This window comes from Arthrobacter agilis (genome assembly GCF_030816075.1).
Lineage (GTDB): Bacteria > Actinomycetota > Actinomycetes > Actinomycetales > Micrococcaceae > Arthrobacter_D > Arthrobacter_D agilis_E.
The window spans coordinates 3,321,860-3,336,099 of record NZ_JAUSXO010000001.1 but is presented as its reverse complement, the minus strand read 5'-3'; the positions used below and the strand labels follow the sequence as shown (position 1 = coordinate 3,336,099).

Genomic DNA, 14,240 nt, shown 5'->3' with positions numbered 1-14,240 from the left:
GGAACTGCCTACTCGGGTTTCGGTTCGGCCGGCTTCACCGCGTGGCCGCCGAACTGGTTGCGGAGCGCCGCGACCATCTTCATGGAGGGCGAGTCCTCCTGCCGGGAGGCGAATCGCGCGAACAGGGCGGCAGTGATGGCCGGAGCCGGGACGGAATTGGCGATGGCCTCCTCGACGGTCCACCGGCCTTCACCCGAATCCTCGACGTAACCGGCGATCTTCGACAGTCCGGGGTCCTCCTGCACGGCCTTGACCAGGAGGTCGAGAAGCCAGGACCGCACCACGGTGCCCTTCTGCCATGCGGCGAACGTGCCATGGACGTCCTTGACGATGTCCTTGGCCTCGAGCAGCTCGTAACCCTCGGCGTAGGACTGCATGAGCCCGTACTCGATCCCGTTGTGGACCATCTTGGCGTAGTGTCCGGCTCCCACATCACCCACGTGGACGAAGCTCTCGGCACGGTCACCGTCGGGACGGAGTGCATCGAAGATCGGCATCGCGCGCTCGACGTCGTCCTGCAGCCCGCCCGCCATGAGGCCGTAACCGTTCTCGAGTCCCCAGACACCGCCTGAGACACCGCAGTCGAGGAACCGGATGCCCTTCTGCGCGAGCAGCGTGGCGTGGATCTGGTCATCGGTGAACTTCGAGTTGCCACCGTCGATGACGAGGTCACCCTCGGACAGGGCCTCCGAGAGATCCTTCACCACGGCGTCGGTGATCTGGCCCGCAGGGACCATCACCCAGATGATCCGCGGAGCGGGGAGTGCCGATACCAGTTCCTCGATGTTCGCCACATCGGTGCGGTCGGGGTTCCGGTCGAAGCCGGTGACCTCGATACCCTTCCCGCGGAGACGCTCCCTCATGTTGAATCCCATTTTTCCGAGTCCAATGAGGCCGATATGCATGAGCTTCTCTTTCTGACGATGTGCCCGGCCGGCGGTCCGGCCGGTCGGGGTACCTGCGGAGGCTGCTACTGGTTGGGCAGCCGCACGGGCATCAGCAGGTACCTATAGTCTTCCCTGTCCTCGCCGGAGGCGTCATCCTGGGCGGAGATCACTGCGGGCTTCGGAGGTGAGGTAAAAGAGAACCGCACGTAGGGGCTGCTGAACGCGCCCAGGCCCTCGCTCAGGTAGTGCGGGTTGAACGCGACAGTGATGTCATCGCCGTCCAGGGTCGCCTCGATGGCTTCCGACGCCTGGGCGTCCTCGCCGGTTCCGGCGTCGAGGGTCACCTGTCCCTCCTGGAATGCCAGTCGCACCGGGGTGTTCCGCTCCGCGACGAGCGAGACGCGGCGCACGGCTTCGACGAGTGTGCTCGTCTGCACGGTGGCATGGATGGGTGTCTTGTCGGGGAAGAGCGAACGGATCTTCGGGTAGTCGCCGTCGACGAGCAGGGAGGTGGTCCGCCGCCCGCCCGATTCGAAGCCGATCAGCTCCGAATCGTCGGAGAGGGCGATGTTCAGGTCGCCTGCGCCACCGAGGGTCTTCGCCACCTCGTTGAGGGTTTTCGCCTTGACGAGGGCGCTGGTGGAGATCCCGGGAGTGGACGGTTTCCAGGACACCTCGCGGAGGGCGAGCCGGTAGCGGTCCGTGGCCAGGAGGGTGATGAGGTCGTCCTCGATCTCCATCCGGACGCCGGTGAGGATCGGAAGGGTGTCGTCGCGGCTCGCCGCGATGATCACCTGGGACACCGCCTGTGCGAAGGCATCTCCGTCCACGACCCCGCTGACAGCGGGCAGCTTCGGCAGTTCCGGGTATTCGCCCTCGGGCATGGTGGCGAGGTTGAACCGGCTGTTCCTGCAGGTGAGTGTCACCTTCGCTCCGTCGGTCGCCACTTCGACGGGCGCGGAGGGCAGGCTCCTGCAGATGTCGGCGAGCAGGCGTCCCGAGACGAGGATGGTGCCTTCCTCGAGGACGTCGGCGGCGATCTCGAGCCGGGCGGAGATCTCGTAATCGAAGCTGGCGAGGCTCAGCGAGCCACCCTCTGCCTTGATGAGCAGCCCCGCGAGGACGGGGACGGGGGGTCGTGGGGACAGTGAACGGGCGGTCCAGGACACAGCCTCCGCAAGTACATCCCGCTCAACTCTGAATTTCACGGAGCAGTGCCGCCTTTCGACAGATCAAAAAAACAGCCCCCGGCGAGTCACCGGCGGATGGTGGGTCGGGCTCGTCCACGGAAGGTGTCCGGGCACGGGGAACTACAACCCTACTGGGACACAGCTTAGCCGGGTACCGGTCCGGCGCAGCAGGGACCGGTGCGGAAGGGGCACGGACGGAACGTGGAGTGTTATCTGAAGAACTTTTGAAGTTTAAGGTTCGTAGTGTTAATAACTGCTGTGGATTCTGTGGAAAAGTGCGCTGAGCGCGGCGCCGGCGCGGATCTGGGCTGTGGATAACGTGTGAGGTCGGACGACGGTCCGCTGTCGGCGGTTGTGGGCGAAATCCTTGTCATTCTGCGGATCCACAGGCAGGACGGGGTTTTTCCTCAGGCTGAGGGGCGATGTGCCCCTAGTTATCCACAGCTGTGTCCACACCTGTTAATTACAGGGGTGTGATTCGGGTAGTGCGGGTCAGGCTTCACGCTGCTTGTGCTTGATCCGGTTGGTGAGTTCGGTGACCTGGTTGAAGATGGCCCGCCGCTCCGCCATCAGTTCGCGGATCTTCCGGTCCGCGTGGATGACCGTGGTGTGGTCGCGTCCACCGAGCTCCTGGCCGATCTTGGGCAGGGACATGTCCGTCAGTTCGCGGCAGAGGTACATGGCGATCTGGCGCGCGGTCACCAGGGTCCTGGTCCGCGACTTGCTGCAGAGCTCCTCCATGCTGATCTGGAAGTAGTCCGCTGTCTGCGCCATGATCACCGTCGACGTGATCTCCTGGGCGCCGTCGTCGGAGATGAGGTCCTTCAGGACGATCTCGGCCAGGTTCACGTCGACGGTCTGGCGATTGAGGCTCGCGAAGGCCGTGACGCGGATCAGCGCACCCTCGAGTTCACGGATGTTCGTGGCGATCTTGGAGGCGATGTATTCGAGGACGTCATCGGGAGCACTCAGGCTGTCGCTGATCGCCTTCTTGCGGAGGATCGCGATGCGCGTCTCCAGTTCCGGGGGCTGGATGTCCGTCAGGAGTCCCCACTCGAAGCGCGACCGCATGCGTTCCTCGAACCCGATGAGCTGCTTCGGCGGCATGTCGGAGGTGATGACCACCTGCTTGTTGTGGTTGTGCAGCGCATTGAAGGTGTGGAAGAACTCCTCCATGGTCCGGTCCTTGCCGGAGAGGAACTGGATGTCGTCGATGAGCAGGATGTCCACGTTGCGGTAGGTCTGCTTGAAGCTCGACCCCTCGTCGTCGCGGATGGAGTTGATGAAGTCGTTGGTGAACTCCTCCGAGTTCACGTACCGCACCCGGATGCCCGTGTAGAGGTGCCGGGCGTAATGTCCGATGGCGTGCAGGAGGTGGGTCTTGCCCAGCCCGGAGTCGCCGTAGATGAACAGCGGGTTGTAGGCCTTCGCCGGCGCCTCCGCCACCGCCACCGCGGCGGCGTGTGCGAAACGGTTCGACGAACCGATCACGAAGGTGTCGAAGATGTACTTGGGATTGAGCCGGCCGAACTCGTGGGAGTTGCTGGGCGGCGTCGGGGACGGCTTGGTCTCGCCCTTCGGTTCCGGCGACACCTGCGCGGGTTCCGGCTCCGGAGCCTCCTCCTGCACAGGGGTCAGTTCGGGGTCGATGACGAACGCGCACTGGATGTCCTCCCGGAACACCTCCCGCAGGGCCTCGTCGAGCGCTCCCTTGAGCTGGGTCTGCAGGACCTCGCGGGTCAGTTCGTTCGGGACGGCGATGAGCATCGTGGTCCCGATGAGTCCCTGGGCCTGGGCCAGGACCATGAATCCCCGCTGGCGGGGGGTTACTCGGTCGTCGTGTTCCAGGGTCCGGATGACTTTACGCCAGGAGCTCCCGACGTCATTGACCTCATCTGTACCCACGAAGACCTCTCTTGCCTGCACTGCTCGCACTCGGAAAGGTCCGTCATCCACAGAGTTGTACACACTCCGTGGATAAACGGACCGGAGCCAAGACTAGAGGATGAAAAGTGCAGAAGATAGCGGACTGGAGCGCTTCGGCGGGCATCGTGAAGGGTCTCACACGGGCCCTCCCACCCTGTGTGCAGTGTGTCCCGGGCCCCGGTTGTCCACAGGGTGGTGGAAAACGAACCCACAGGCTGGTGACAGCGGGTTTGACGCCCTTCGGCCGCGTCCCCTAACGTTATGTAGTCCAACATGTCTGCATTTCGCATGCCATCACAGGTGTTTCCGGGTACTAAGAGGCCTCGGGATGTGACAGCTCCACCGCGAATGTCGGATGTACACCTTCATCGCGTCAGTCTGTTCTTCCCCCTTGTTGCAATGGGCCGGACGCATCTCAAGATCGTTCTGGAGTAACTACAGTGAGCAAGCGGACTTTTCAGCCGAATAACCGCCGTCGTGCCAAGAAGCACGGTTTCCGTCTTCGCATGCGCACCCGCGCTGGTCGTGCCATCCTGTCGGCACGCCGCGGCAAGGGCCGTACCGAACTCTCGGCATAAGCGGTTCCTCCCACGCCATGCGTCCTTCGGGTGATCGCGTCGGCACCGGGCTCCCTGCCACGACAGTGAACAGGACCTCGTAGTGCTTCCGATGACCCACAGGGTGCGGACGGCAGCGGATTTTGCACGTATCGTACGTTCCGGCGCCCGCTCAGGGCGCCGGAACGTTGTGCTATACGGCTCCAGGACCGAGGAATCCTCGCCCTCCCGCGTCGGCTTCATCGTCGGCAAGAACGTCGGGAACGCCGTCACCCGCAACCTCGTTAAGAGAAGGCTCCGCCATGCTTCGGCAGAGTGGGTCGTCGCGCACCCGCACGGGTACGACGTCGTCGTCCGTGCGCTGCCGGCGGCTGCGGACAGTGACTGGCCGGCTCTGCGAAAAGACTTCACCGGCAGCCTGGCTGCTGTGGTCCGCAGGCTCGACGGCTCCGACACGGCGGAAAGGCAGGGCAGAGTATCGTGAAGAGCGTCGCTGTCACTGCGGTGTCGTTCCTCATCGGACTGCCGCGCCTGGCCGTGATCGGACTGCTGATCGCGTACCGGAAGGTCGTTTCTCCGCTGTACGGGCAGGTGTGCCGGTTCTACCCGAGCTGCTCGGCGTACGCGCTCGAGGCGGTGACGGTCCATGGGGTCATCCGCGGCTCGTGGCTTGCCGGCAGGCGCCTGGGCCGGTGCCATCCCTGGAACGACGGCGGCGTGGACCACGTCCCGCAGGGTGGCAGGAGTTTTCCCGAGGGGAGACTGCCGTCGATAGTTGTGTTGAACCACCCGGTGATTCCGGACGATGACGAAAGCCGCCCCGCGGTTCGAGGAGCAGACTGACAATGGATTTCCTAGGGACCGTTCTCTTCCCTTTCGAGTGGCTCGTGTCATGGATCATGTTCCTTTTCCATGAGGGCTTCTCCTTCCTGGGCATGGACCCCGCTTCGGGGTGGACCTGGACGCTTTCCATCGTCGGCCTCGTCGTCGTCATCCGGACGGCACTGATCCCCGTCTTCGTGAAGCAGATCAAGGCGCAGCGCGGCATGCAGGCGCTGCAGCCGGACCTGCGGAAGCTCCAGCAGAAGTACAAGGGCAAGACGGACCAGCTCTCGCGCCAGGCCATGACGCAGGAGCAGATGGCGCTGTACAAGAAGCATGGGACCAACCCGTTCGCGGCGTGCCTGCCGATCCTCATCCAGATGCCGTTCTTCTTCTCCCTGTTCCGGGTGCTGAACGGTGTCTCGCGCGCCAGCGAAGAGGGCGTGAGCATCGGTGCCCTGCAGGTGGATTCGGTACGCCAGTTCGACGACGCCACGATCTTCGGCGCCCCCCTCTCCTCGACCTTCCTCGGCAGCTTCGGCGCCGACGGCAACATCAGCGTCATCATCCTGTCCCTGCTCATGATCGTCGCGATGACCGCGTCGCAGTTCATCACGCAGAAGCAGATCATGGCCAAGAACATGTCCGAGGAGGCCATGCAGAGCCCCTTCATGCGTCAGCAGAAGATCATGCTCTACATCCTTCCGCTCGTGTTCGGCATCGGTGGTATCAACTTCCCGATCGGCGTCCTGGTGTACTGGACCACGACCAATATCTGGACGATGGCGCAGCAGTTCTACGTGATCCGCAAGATGCCCACCCCCGGGTCGCCGGCGGCGAAGGCATACGCGGACCGGCGTGCGAAGAAGGGCCTGCCCGCGGTTCCGCTCCTGGGTGAGCGGAAGACCGAGCCGGCGATCGAGACCGTTCCGGAACAGCGGGTCCAGCGGGTCCAGCCCCAGCGCAAGAAGAGGAAGAAGCGATGACGGTAGACAACGAAGAGCACACTCCCCTCAGCGAGACCGAGGACGACGCCGCGGCCGGTAGTGACACGAAGGCATCGCGGCTCGACGAAGAGGGCGATGTCGCCGCGGACTACCTCGAGGAACTCCTGGACATCGCGGACATCGACGGTGACATCGACATCGAGGTGCGCAGTGGTCGTACCTACATCTCGATCGTGTCCGAGGACACGTCCGACGCCGGTCTCAGCTCCCTCGTCGGCCATGACGGTGAGGTACTGGAGGCCCTTCAGGAACTGACGCGCCTCAGTGTGCTGACGGCGACGGACTCCCGCTCGCGCCTCGTGCTCGACGTGGACGGCTACCGCGACCGCCGCAGTCGCGAGCTGACGAAGATCGCCCAGGACACCGTCGCCGAGGTGAAGGAGACGGGCGAGGACGTAGCCCTCGCGCCCATGTCGGCCTACGAGCGAAAGATCGTGCACGACGTCGTCGCTGACCTGGGCTTCGTGAGCGAGTCCGAAGGCGAGGGGCCCGCGCGGCACATCGTCGTATCACCCAGTGATGACTGAGGAACAGCTCCCGATCACCGGTTCCTTCCCCGAGCCGTCGGCGGAGGAATCCGCCGCAGCGGAGGCCGTCTTCGGGGCCCAGCTTCCCGCAGCCCGCGGGTTCGTCGCTCATCTGGCGTCGTCCGGGATCGAGCGTGGACTGCTGGGGCCACGCGAGGTCCCCCGGCTGTGGGGACGGCATGTCCTCAACTGCGCCGTCGTGGCCGATCTCATGCGTCACGGTACGTCCGTCGTGGATGTCGGCAGCGGCGCAGGGCTCCCGGGCCTGGCGATCGCCATCGCACGGCCTGATCTCCAGCTCCATCTGGTGGAGCCCCTGGAGCGGCGTGTGACGTGGTTGAAGGAGGTTATCGATGACCTTTCGCTCTCCAATGTCTCGGTACACCGGGCCAGGGCGGAGGAGATGGTGGGGGAAATCGCCGGGGACTACGTCACGGCACGCGCAGTATCCGCGCTGTCGACGCTCGCCGCATGGACGATCCCCCTGACGAAGCCGGGTGGAGAGGTCCTGGCCATCAAGGGCCGAAGCGCAGCCGAGGAGATCGAGAAGGCGCGCAAGGTCATCAGGAAGCTGGGTGGCGTCACCGCGGAGATCGTCACGGTCGGCACCGCGGTGCTGCAGGAACCGACGACCGTTGTCCGTATCCCTGTCCGCACCGCCTGACACCCGGATCAGCGGTGGCGGCGCTGCACCCGATCCAGCTCGGCACTTGCGGCTACCCTTGTATATAACGACGTCTGGCATGTGAGAGTGAGCTACTGAGTGACCATCAAGGACGCCCCCGCGACCAAGCCCGAGCCCCTGTTGGTTCCCGGGTCCCCTCTCGCCGTCGGTCTTAGGGAAATACAACCGGGAGTGTTTGCGGATCCAGCAAACACAGGAGTTGTTCCACGTGAAACAACGGCGCAGGCCTCTGACGCGCTCGACGCCCCGCCGTCGAAGAAGCCGGCAAAGGGGAAGAACGTCATGGAGACGATGGATGACTCCTCTCCTCTCGGCCGTGAGCTCGCCAGCGAGGCGAAGCGGAGGGAGAGGTTGTTGGGCAAGCCGCTCCCCAAGCCGAGCAGCACCCGCATCATGACCATCAGCAATCAGAAGGGTGGAGTCGGCAAGACGACGACGACGGTCAACATCGCCGCGGCGCTGGCCACCGCCGGCTTGCAGGTCCTCGTGATCGACATCGATCCGCAGGGCAATGCATCGACGGCTCTGAACATCGATCACCATGCTGATGTCGACTCCATCTACGACGTCCTGATCGATGACGTGCCCCTGGCCGAGGTGGTCGCTCCCTGCCCGGACGTGCCGAACCTGATCTGTGCACCCGCGACGATCCATCTGGCCGGCGCGGAGATCGAACTCGTGTCCCTCGTCGCCCGGGAGCAGCGGCTCCGCCGCGCGATCGATGTGTACGCGAAGGAGCGGGAGGAGAAGGGGCAGCCCCGGCTCGATTTCGTGTTCATCGACTGCCCGCCCAGTCTCGGACTCCTCACTGTCAACGCCTTCGTCGCGGCCAAGGAGGTGCTCATCCCGATCCAGTGCGAGTACTACGCCCTCGAGGGCCTGAGCCAGCTCCTCAAGAACATCGAGATGATCCAGAAGCATCTCAACGCCGATCTGGCGGTGTCCACGATCCTGCTGACGATGTACGACGGGCGAACCAACCTCGCTGCACAGGTAGCGGCCGAAGTGCGCGAACACTTCCCCCAGCAGGTTCTCAAGGCGGTCGTGCCACGATCGGTGCGGATCTCCGAGGCGCCCAGCTACCAGCAGACCGTCATGACGTATGACCCGTCCTCGAGTGGGGCATTGTCCTACCAGGAAGCGGCAGCGGAGATTGCAGCGCGATCCTAGGCCTGCACCTGGTCCGGTCGTGTGGCCGGACCACCAAGAAGTCGAGGTGAAGTGTGCTTCACCGACCGGAAGGAATGACATGGTGGAAAAGCGGCGCGGACTGGGCCGAGGGCTCGGAGCGCTGATCCCGAGCGCTCCGGCCGACGAGGTCTCCGAGCCTGTCGACTCCGAGCCCACCCCCCAGCGCGATGACGCTGGCTCGCGAGGCACCGAGTCGTCGAAGAAGCAGGGGGGTCGTCCGGCCGATCTGTTCTTCGAGCGTGTGACCGAAGAGGACGTGGTCGAGCAGCCCCGCTCGTACTCCTCCGCCTTGCGCAGCGGGATCAACAAGAACGTTCTCGAAGCGCAAACGAAACGCGTTGGCAAAACAAATGCTCGCAAGGCTCCCTCGACGGGTGGCTCCGAATCGAGGACTCCCGCGAAGCGGACGACGGGAGCGGAGTCGTCCGACGAGGTTCACCAGATGCCGGGCCGCCGTGGGGAACTAGTCGACGCAGACCCGAAGGCGTCCGGGGCCGATCCGTCCCCGGTGGACGCCACACCACCAGGCGGCGCCCGCGCCTCCGGGAATGAAGCACCCTCTGAGGCCGTCGGGTCAGGTGTGCCGGTAGCGGGCGATGTCGAAGCAGACGACACGCAGTCCGATACTGCCCAGAAGCCTGTTTCACGTGAAACAGGAAGCAACGAGTCCACGTCAGGATCGGGAACGACCCACGTCACCGCCCCGTCGGACAACGGAGCAGGAGACCTCGTCCAGGTTCCGGGTGCGACTTTTGCAGACCTTCCGCTGGACAGCATCCATCCGAACCGCAAGCAACCGCGCGTCGAGTTCAACGAAGACGAGCTGGCGGAACTGGTCCACTCCATCCGCGAGATCGGAGTACTGCAGCCCGTCGTCGTTCGCCCTTCCCAGGAGGATGGCGAGACCTCCTACGAGCTGGTTATGGGCGAGCGTCGCTGGCGTGCATCCCGCGAGGCGGGCATGGACAGCATCCCTGCCATCATCCGATCCACGCTGGACGATGACCTCCTTCGCGACGCTCTTCTGGAGAACCTTCATCGAAGCGCCCTCAATCCCCTGGAGGAGGCGGCCGCATACCAGCAGCTTCTCGACGATTTCGGCTGTTCCCATGACGAGCTGGCTGGACGCCTCGGGCGATCGCGGCCTCAGATCTCGAACACCCTGCGGCTGATGAAGTTGCCCCCGTTGGTCCAGCGACGCGTCGCTGCTGGCGTCCTCAGTGCCGGGCATGCAAGGGCTCTATTGGGCCTGGGTGACCCTGCTGATATGGAAAAGCTCGCGCAGAGAATCGTCGCTGAGGGGTTGTCAGTACGGTCGACGGAAGAGATCGTTGCACTGAGTGGTGGGCTGCGACGCGCCAACAATCCCAGTTCCCCCAGGGATGGTGCCCGGCATGAACGTCTCGACTACCTCGCAACCTCGTTGTCCGATCGGTTGGACACCAATGTGAAGATCACCCTCGGCGCGAAAAAGGGCCGCGTGAGCATCGAGTTCGCCAGCGTCGACGATCTCAATCGCATTATCGGAGTGCTTTCGCCGACGTCGGACTGAGCAGTCGGAGGAAGGGGCCGTGTTTCACGTGAAACACGGCCCCTTCCTATTTCCGAGACAGCCGCGGTGATTGGGATCTGGTGGTTCGGTCGATGACCTCCTGCTCGAGGCTCTTCTAATGTGGCTGCCAGAGGCCATAGTTCGGATGTTCGATTTGAAGAGGCGAGCTATCGGAACTGGTCAATCGTCCCGAAGATTCCGCGCACCTGATGGCTTCGCGTTCCGCTGCAGCTCGGTGTTGGGCTCATCCCGCAGCGGATGGGTCGAGCTCAAGGAGCAGTTTCACGTGAAACACAGGGGAGGATCAACAGACGGTCGGGTTTGGCTGCCTATAGAGCTTGGCCACACCTTCGCTGCCCTAGGGACACTGAAATTTGGTCTTGCCTCCGCAACCTGACCCACAGCACCGTCACGTCCCACCGTAGGTCGGTGCCGATCTCGCCACTTCGTGGAGCGGCGATGCGCATCTGGATCTTGAGGGTACTTTTCTTACCCAGGCTGCTGGGCGAACTGCCGGCAGTGCGGGTGCAAGAAGACGGCTGCCTGCTTGAATGCTGGTTTCACGTGAAACGGTCCGGAGCTTGTGGTTCCGCTACGGAGATCGATATTTCGCGGTCAGTTCGACAATCTTTCGCGCACTCGACACGGCCCCTTCGATCGCATCAGCTGGTCGGCATCGGGATCGGGGTCTCGTCAGCCAAGTCTGAAATATAGGTTGTCTCAAGACGATCCCAGGTTTGGCACTGGCCTCTTCGATCCTTCCGTTCGCGAATGCTGGCGCGATTGCGCGACTCCTCTCTCGGAACGTCACTCGCCGCCTCCCAAGCCGAGGGGTGTTTCACGTGGAACCTTTCGACTCCGGGAGATGTCCCGCTACATTTCGTCTTCTTTCTGTCCCTCTGCGGACTATCAACTCCAAAAAGGATGGAGCGAGGGGCGCTTTCCGTCCGAGCGTAGGAGCTCAGAAGAACCGCACCGAGATCCTGGCAATCGAGCGGTAGGCGGCGGACGGTCCCGCCTGTGCGCACGAGCGTATTCCCCCTATCAGGATGTTGCGTTGTGTACAGGCCGGATCCGCCGGGCTTCGTTCTGTGGACGGAGACGCGCGACTGGCTCGTGGCTCGATCGGGATCGTCAGTGCGACCACCAAGGGCTCTTGAGACGCAGACGTAGTTGTGCCCGTTGCGTCCGATGAGGACCAGACAGTTCGGAGATGGGTTGTGGGCGGTTCGGGAACACGCCCAAGATTTGTGAGCAGCACCTCCGTTCGCGTTTCACGTGAAACCTGTCGAAATCGGCTACCTCCTGGTCAACGTGCCCTGCTGCTTCGCCACGACTCCCGCTTCGGATACGCCGGCTGTTTGTACGAGGCGATCGGTAGGGAGCCAGGCCACCGAAGGGGTCAGGATCCGAGGACTCTGCGCCGAAAGGAGAATGGCGGTCCACCTGGATGCGGCTCGCGTGCGGATTCGGATCCGTACACGGGTAGGCTTCGAGGCTTTCGCTGATCAGCGCGATTCCCCCATTGCTCGAAGATTCCAACTAAGCTTCGGCAGCTCGTCGACCGCACCTACCGAAGCGGCTCGGTGTCCGCTCGCGTTCGCTGTGCTCGAGAGCCGAGGGCGGTGAAGAAGCACCTTTGCTCACGCTGAGGGTCGTAGTGACTTCGTCCTTCCCCCGGTTCGGAGTCAAGAGCATCCTGTGGGGTCGGAGGACTACCCGCAGGGTGTTGGAGGCCGGTCCGGCGGTCGGCGCTCAGAAGCGGGTATGTGGAAGGGACGTTTCACGTGAAACGGTCCGGGCGCCGCTCCTGCGGTCCGATCTGACAAGCTTACGGGCTAGAGATACGTCGCTGTCGCTCCTCACGGTACCCACCCTTCATTGTGGCGCTTCAACTGCTCGATCGCGACCGGCCTGAGGCGGGAATGAACTCTGGGACGTTGATAAGTCGTCCGACACGCCTCCTTCGCCGCTCGCCGGGGGGACCACATCCCCTTGCCCTCCGTCCACCCGCCGCATCCGTGTGCCAATCGTAGACGCGGACCGCGCCCCTGGACCTCCTGATCATCTCCCCTGACCGGCATGACGGCGCAACTCCGGAATCGACACTTCGCCAGCAGCAGTGCCAGGGTTCGAGTGCGACGAATACTCAGTTTCACGTGAAACGAACCGACCAAAGCGATGCCGGACGGCACAGACAGCAAGACCTGCCCCTCAGGGATAGTCAGCGCCCTCCATCGGTCCACTGCGGCTGAACGTCCTCCAGGGCACGGAGACCTCGCCCGCTGTCCTCGAGCATTCTGGCGATGCTGCCTCCGTCCGAAGCATCGGAGACTCCGGGTCCATGAGCACACGAGTCTTCTATGGCCACCGCTAACGAAAGAAGGGCCCGTCGAAATCGACGGGCCCTTCAGATCAACCTCAGATCAGTTGATGAATGCTGCGAACTCCTGCTCGAGCACCTGCTTCGGCTTCGCGCCGATGGAGGTGGCTGCGACCTCGCCGCCTTGGAACACATAGACAGCGGGGATCGAGGTGATGCCGTACTTGGCAGCGATCGCCGGGTTGTCGTCCACGTTCACCTTGACGACGTCGACCTTCTCCGCGTGCTCCGCGGCGATGTCGTCGAGGATCGGTGAGAGCATGCGGCAGGGGCCGCACCATTCCGCCCAGAAGTCGACGATCACTGGCTTGCTGGACTGCAGGACGTCGGCGTCGAACGACGCGTCGGTCACATCCTTTGCGTTGCTCATTGCATTGCTCCTTGTGGTTGGTCGATCAGAGGGACGCTGTTTCGGAGACGGCCTCGGCCGGTGGCGTGGGCACCCGCGCGGCGGTCTCTGCGAGATTGACGGTGTCTGCAAGGTAGTGCTCGACATCGAGTGCTGCGACGCAGCCGCTGCCGGAGGCCGTGATGGCCTGGCGGTAGGTCGGGTCGATCACGTCGCCTGCAGCGAAGACGCCGGCGAGCGAGGTCTTGGACGTGCGGCCCTGAACCGCGATGGTGCCCTCGCTTGTCAGCTCGAGCTGGTCCTTCACGAGGTCCACGCGCGGGTCGTTGCCGATCGCGACGAAGACACCGGTGACGGTCACGTCGCTCGTGGTTCCGTCGACGGTGCTCGCCACCTTGAGGCCCGTCACCTTGTCGGTGCCGTGGATGCCGACCACTTCGGAGTTCCACAGGAAGCGGATCTTCTCGTGGGCGAACGCGCGGTCCTGCATGATCTTCGAGGCGCGAAGGGTGTCACGGCGGTGGATCACGGTCACGGATCGCGCGAACTTCGTCAGGAACAGCGCCTCCTCCATCGCGGAATCGCCACCGCCCACGACGGCGATGTCCTGATCGCGGAAGAAGAAACCGTCGCAGGTCGCGCACCAGCTGACGCCGTGGCCGGACAGTCGCTTCTCGTCCTCCAGGCCGATCTCCCGGTACTCGGAACCCGTTGAGATGATGACGGCCCGTGCGAGGAACTCCTCACCAGTAGCGATGGTCAGCTTCTTAATGTCACCGGAAAGCTCTGCCGCGACGACATCCTCGTACAGGATCTCCGTGCCGAAACGGCGCGCCTGCTTCTCGAACTGCTCCATGAGGTCGGGACCCATGACGCCGTCCGCGAATCCCGGGAAGTTCTCCACGTCGGTGGTGTTCATCAGTTCACCGCCGGCCTTGACCGAACTCGCGATGAGGATCGGCCTCAGGTTCGCGCGGGCGGTGTAGACCGCGGCGGTGTAGCCGGAAGGGCCGGATCCGACGATGACGACGTCATGGACCTTCGGCTCCCCGGAAGGGCTTCCTGCAGTGGGCGTGTCCAACTGGACATCGGTTTGCGTTGTCACGTTTCGAAAGACCTTTCTGTCTTCTCATGCGCTGCTACGGCCGGGTCGGGCTGTACCGG

General features: G+C 63.7%; 13 protein-coding genes. 8 read left to right on the top strand and 5 right to left on the bottom strand.

The genetic code is table 11. The features are described 5' to 3' along the window. Window positions 1-8: 8 nt before the first annotated feature. The 3 genes from gnd to dnaA all read right to left on the bottom strand — a co-directional run bounded on the left by gnd (window position 9) and on the right by dnaA (window position 3,982). Window positions 9-905, bottom strand: a complete 897-nt coding sequence (gene gnd, locus QFZ50_RS15710; protein WP_307085730.1) for a phosphogluconate dehydrogenase (NAD(+)-dependent, decarboxylating) — start codon at window positions 903-905, stop codon at window positions 9-11. Between the two features lie 65 nt (window positions 906-970). Beyond that, window positions 971-2,095 carry a DNA polymerase III subunit beta gene (dnaN, locus tag QFZ50_RS15705; RefSeq protein WP_307085729.1) on the bottom strand — a complete coding sequence of 375 codons (1,125 nt, stop codon included), beginning with the start codon at window positions 2,093-2,095 and terminating at the stop codon, window positions 971-973. Between the two features lie 474 nt (window positions 2,096-2,569). Then, a complete protein-coding gene (dnaA, locus tag QFZ50_RS15700; protein WP_307085727.1) occupies window positions 2,570-3,982 on the bottom strand; it encodes a chromosomal replication initiator protein DnaA in 1,413 nt (470 codons plus the stop codon). Window positions 3,983-4,443: 461 nt separating this feature from the next. Here dnaA and rpmH point away from each other — a divergent pair, with 461 nt between their 5' ends. The 8 genes from rpmH to QFZ50_RS15660 all read left to right on the top strand — a co-directional run bounded on the left by rpmH (window position 4,444) and on the right by QFZ50_RS15660 (window position 10,344). Continuing rightward, window positions 4,444-4,581, top strand: coding sequence for a 50S ribosomal protein L34 (rpmH, locus tag QFZ50_RS15695; protein WP_022892375.1), 138 nt, complete (start codon window positions 4,444-4,446; stop codon window positions 4,579-4,581). A gap of 91 nt (window positions 4,582-4,672) precedes the next feature. Next, window positions 4,673-5,044, top strand: coding sequence for a ribonuclease P protein component (rnpA, locus tag QFZ50_RS15690; protein WP_307086848.1), 372 nt, complete (start codon window positions 4,673-4,675; stop codon window positions 5,042-5,044). Further along, the gene (yidD, locus tag QFZ50_RS15685) at window positions 5,041-5,403 is read left to right on the top strand and encodes a membrane protein insertion efficiency factor YidD (protein WP_373462283.1); all 363 of its coding nucleotides are present in this window, start codon (window positions 5,041-5,043) and stop codon (window positions 5,401-5,403) included. The genes rnpA and yidD overlap by 4 nt, the downstream gene beginning before the upstream one ends. A gap of 2 nt (window positions 5,404-5,405) precedes the next feature. Further along, window positions 5,406-6,368, top strand: coding sequence for a membrane protein insertase YidC (gene yidC / locus QFZ50_RS15680; RefSeq protein WP_307085721.1), 963 nt, complete (start codon window positions 5,406-5,408; stop codon window positions 6,366-6,368). Next, window positions 6,365-6,916: a Jag family protein gene (locus QFZ50_RS15675; RefSeq protein ID WP_307085720.1), complete on the top strand. Its 552-nt coding sequence runs from the start codon at window positions 6,365-6,367 to the stop codon at window positions 6,914-6,916. Before yidC ends, QFZ50_RS15675 begins: the two co-directional genes overlap by 4 nt. Further along, a complete protein-coding gene (gene rsmG / locus QFZ50_RS15670; protein WP_307085718.1) occupies window positions 6,909-7,580 on the top strand; it encodes a 16S rRNA (guanine(527)-N(7))-methyltransferase RsmG in 672 nt (223 codons plus the stop codon). The genes QFZ50_RS15675 and rsmG overlap by 8 nt, the downstream gene beginning before the upstream one ends. A 180-nt stretch (window positions 7,581-7,760) precedes the next feature. Further along, window positions 7,761-8,771: a ParA family protein gene (locus QFZ50_RS15665; RefSeq protein WP_373462315.1), complete on the top strand. Its 1,011-nt coding sequence runs from the start codon at window positions 7,761-7,763 to the stop codon at window positions 8,769-8,771. Window positions 8,772-9,234: 463 nt separating this feature from the next. After that, window positions 9,235-10,344: a ParB/RepB/Spo0J family partition protein gene (locus QFZ50_RS15660; RefSeq protein WP_444875962.1), complete on the top strand. Its 1,110-nt coding sequence runs from the start codon at window positions 9,235-9,237 to the stop codon at window positions 10,342-10,344. A gap of 2,426 nt (window positions 10,345-12,770) precedes the next feature. Here the strand turns inward: QFZ50_RS15660 and trxA are convergent. Next, window positions 12,771-13,097, bottom strand: coding sequence for a thioredoxin (gene trxA / locus QFZ50_RS15655; RefSeq protein WP_307085713.1), 327 nt, complete (start codon window positions 13,095-13,097; stop codon window positions 12,771-12,773). 25 nt (window positions 13,098-13,122) lie between these two features. Further along, window positions 13,123-14,157 carry a thioredoxin-disulfide reductase gene (trxB, locus tag QFZ50_RS15650; RefSeq protein WP_307086845.1) on the bottom strand — a complete coding sequence of 345 codons (1,035 nt, stop codon included), beginning with the start codon at window positions 14,155-14,157 and terminating at the stop codon, window positions 13,123-13,125. Window positions 14,158-14,240: the final 83 nt, after the last annotated feature.

What these genes read in the sequence shown, in the direction of transcription:
- rnpA (WP_307086848.1), top strand. Translation starts at nt 4,673, where the DNA reads ATGACCCACAGGGTGCGGACGGCAGCGGATTTTGCACGTATCGTACGT.
- yidC (WP_307085721.1), top strand. Translation starts at nt 5,406, where the DNA reads ATGGATTTCCTAGGGACCGTTCTCTTCCCTTTCGAGTGGCTCGTGTCA.
- QFZ50_RS15660 (WP_444875962.1), top strand. Translation starts at nt 9,235, where the DNA reads ATGCCGGGCCGCCGTGGGGAACTAGTCGACGCAGACCCGAAGGCGTCC.
- rsmG (WP_307085718.1), top strand. Translation starts at nt 6,909, where the DNA reads ATGACTGAGGAACAGCTCCCGATCACCGGTTCCTTCCCCGAGCCGTCG.
- gnd (WP_307085730.1), bottom strand. Translation starts at nt 905, where the DNA reads ATGCATATCGGCCTCATTGGACTCGGAAAAATGGGATTCAACATGAGG.
- trxA (WP_307085713.1), bottom strand. Translation starts at nt 13,097, where the DNA reads ATGAGCAACGCAAAGGATGTGACCGACGCGTCGTTCGACGCCGACGTC.
- QFZ50_RS15675 (WP_307085720.1), top strand. Translation starts at nt 6,365, where the DNA reads ATGACGGTAGACAACGAAGAGCACACTCCCCTCAGCGAGACCGAGGAC.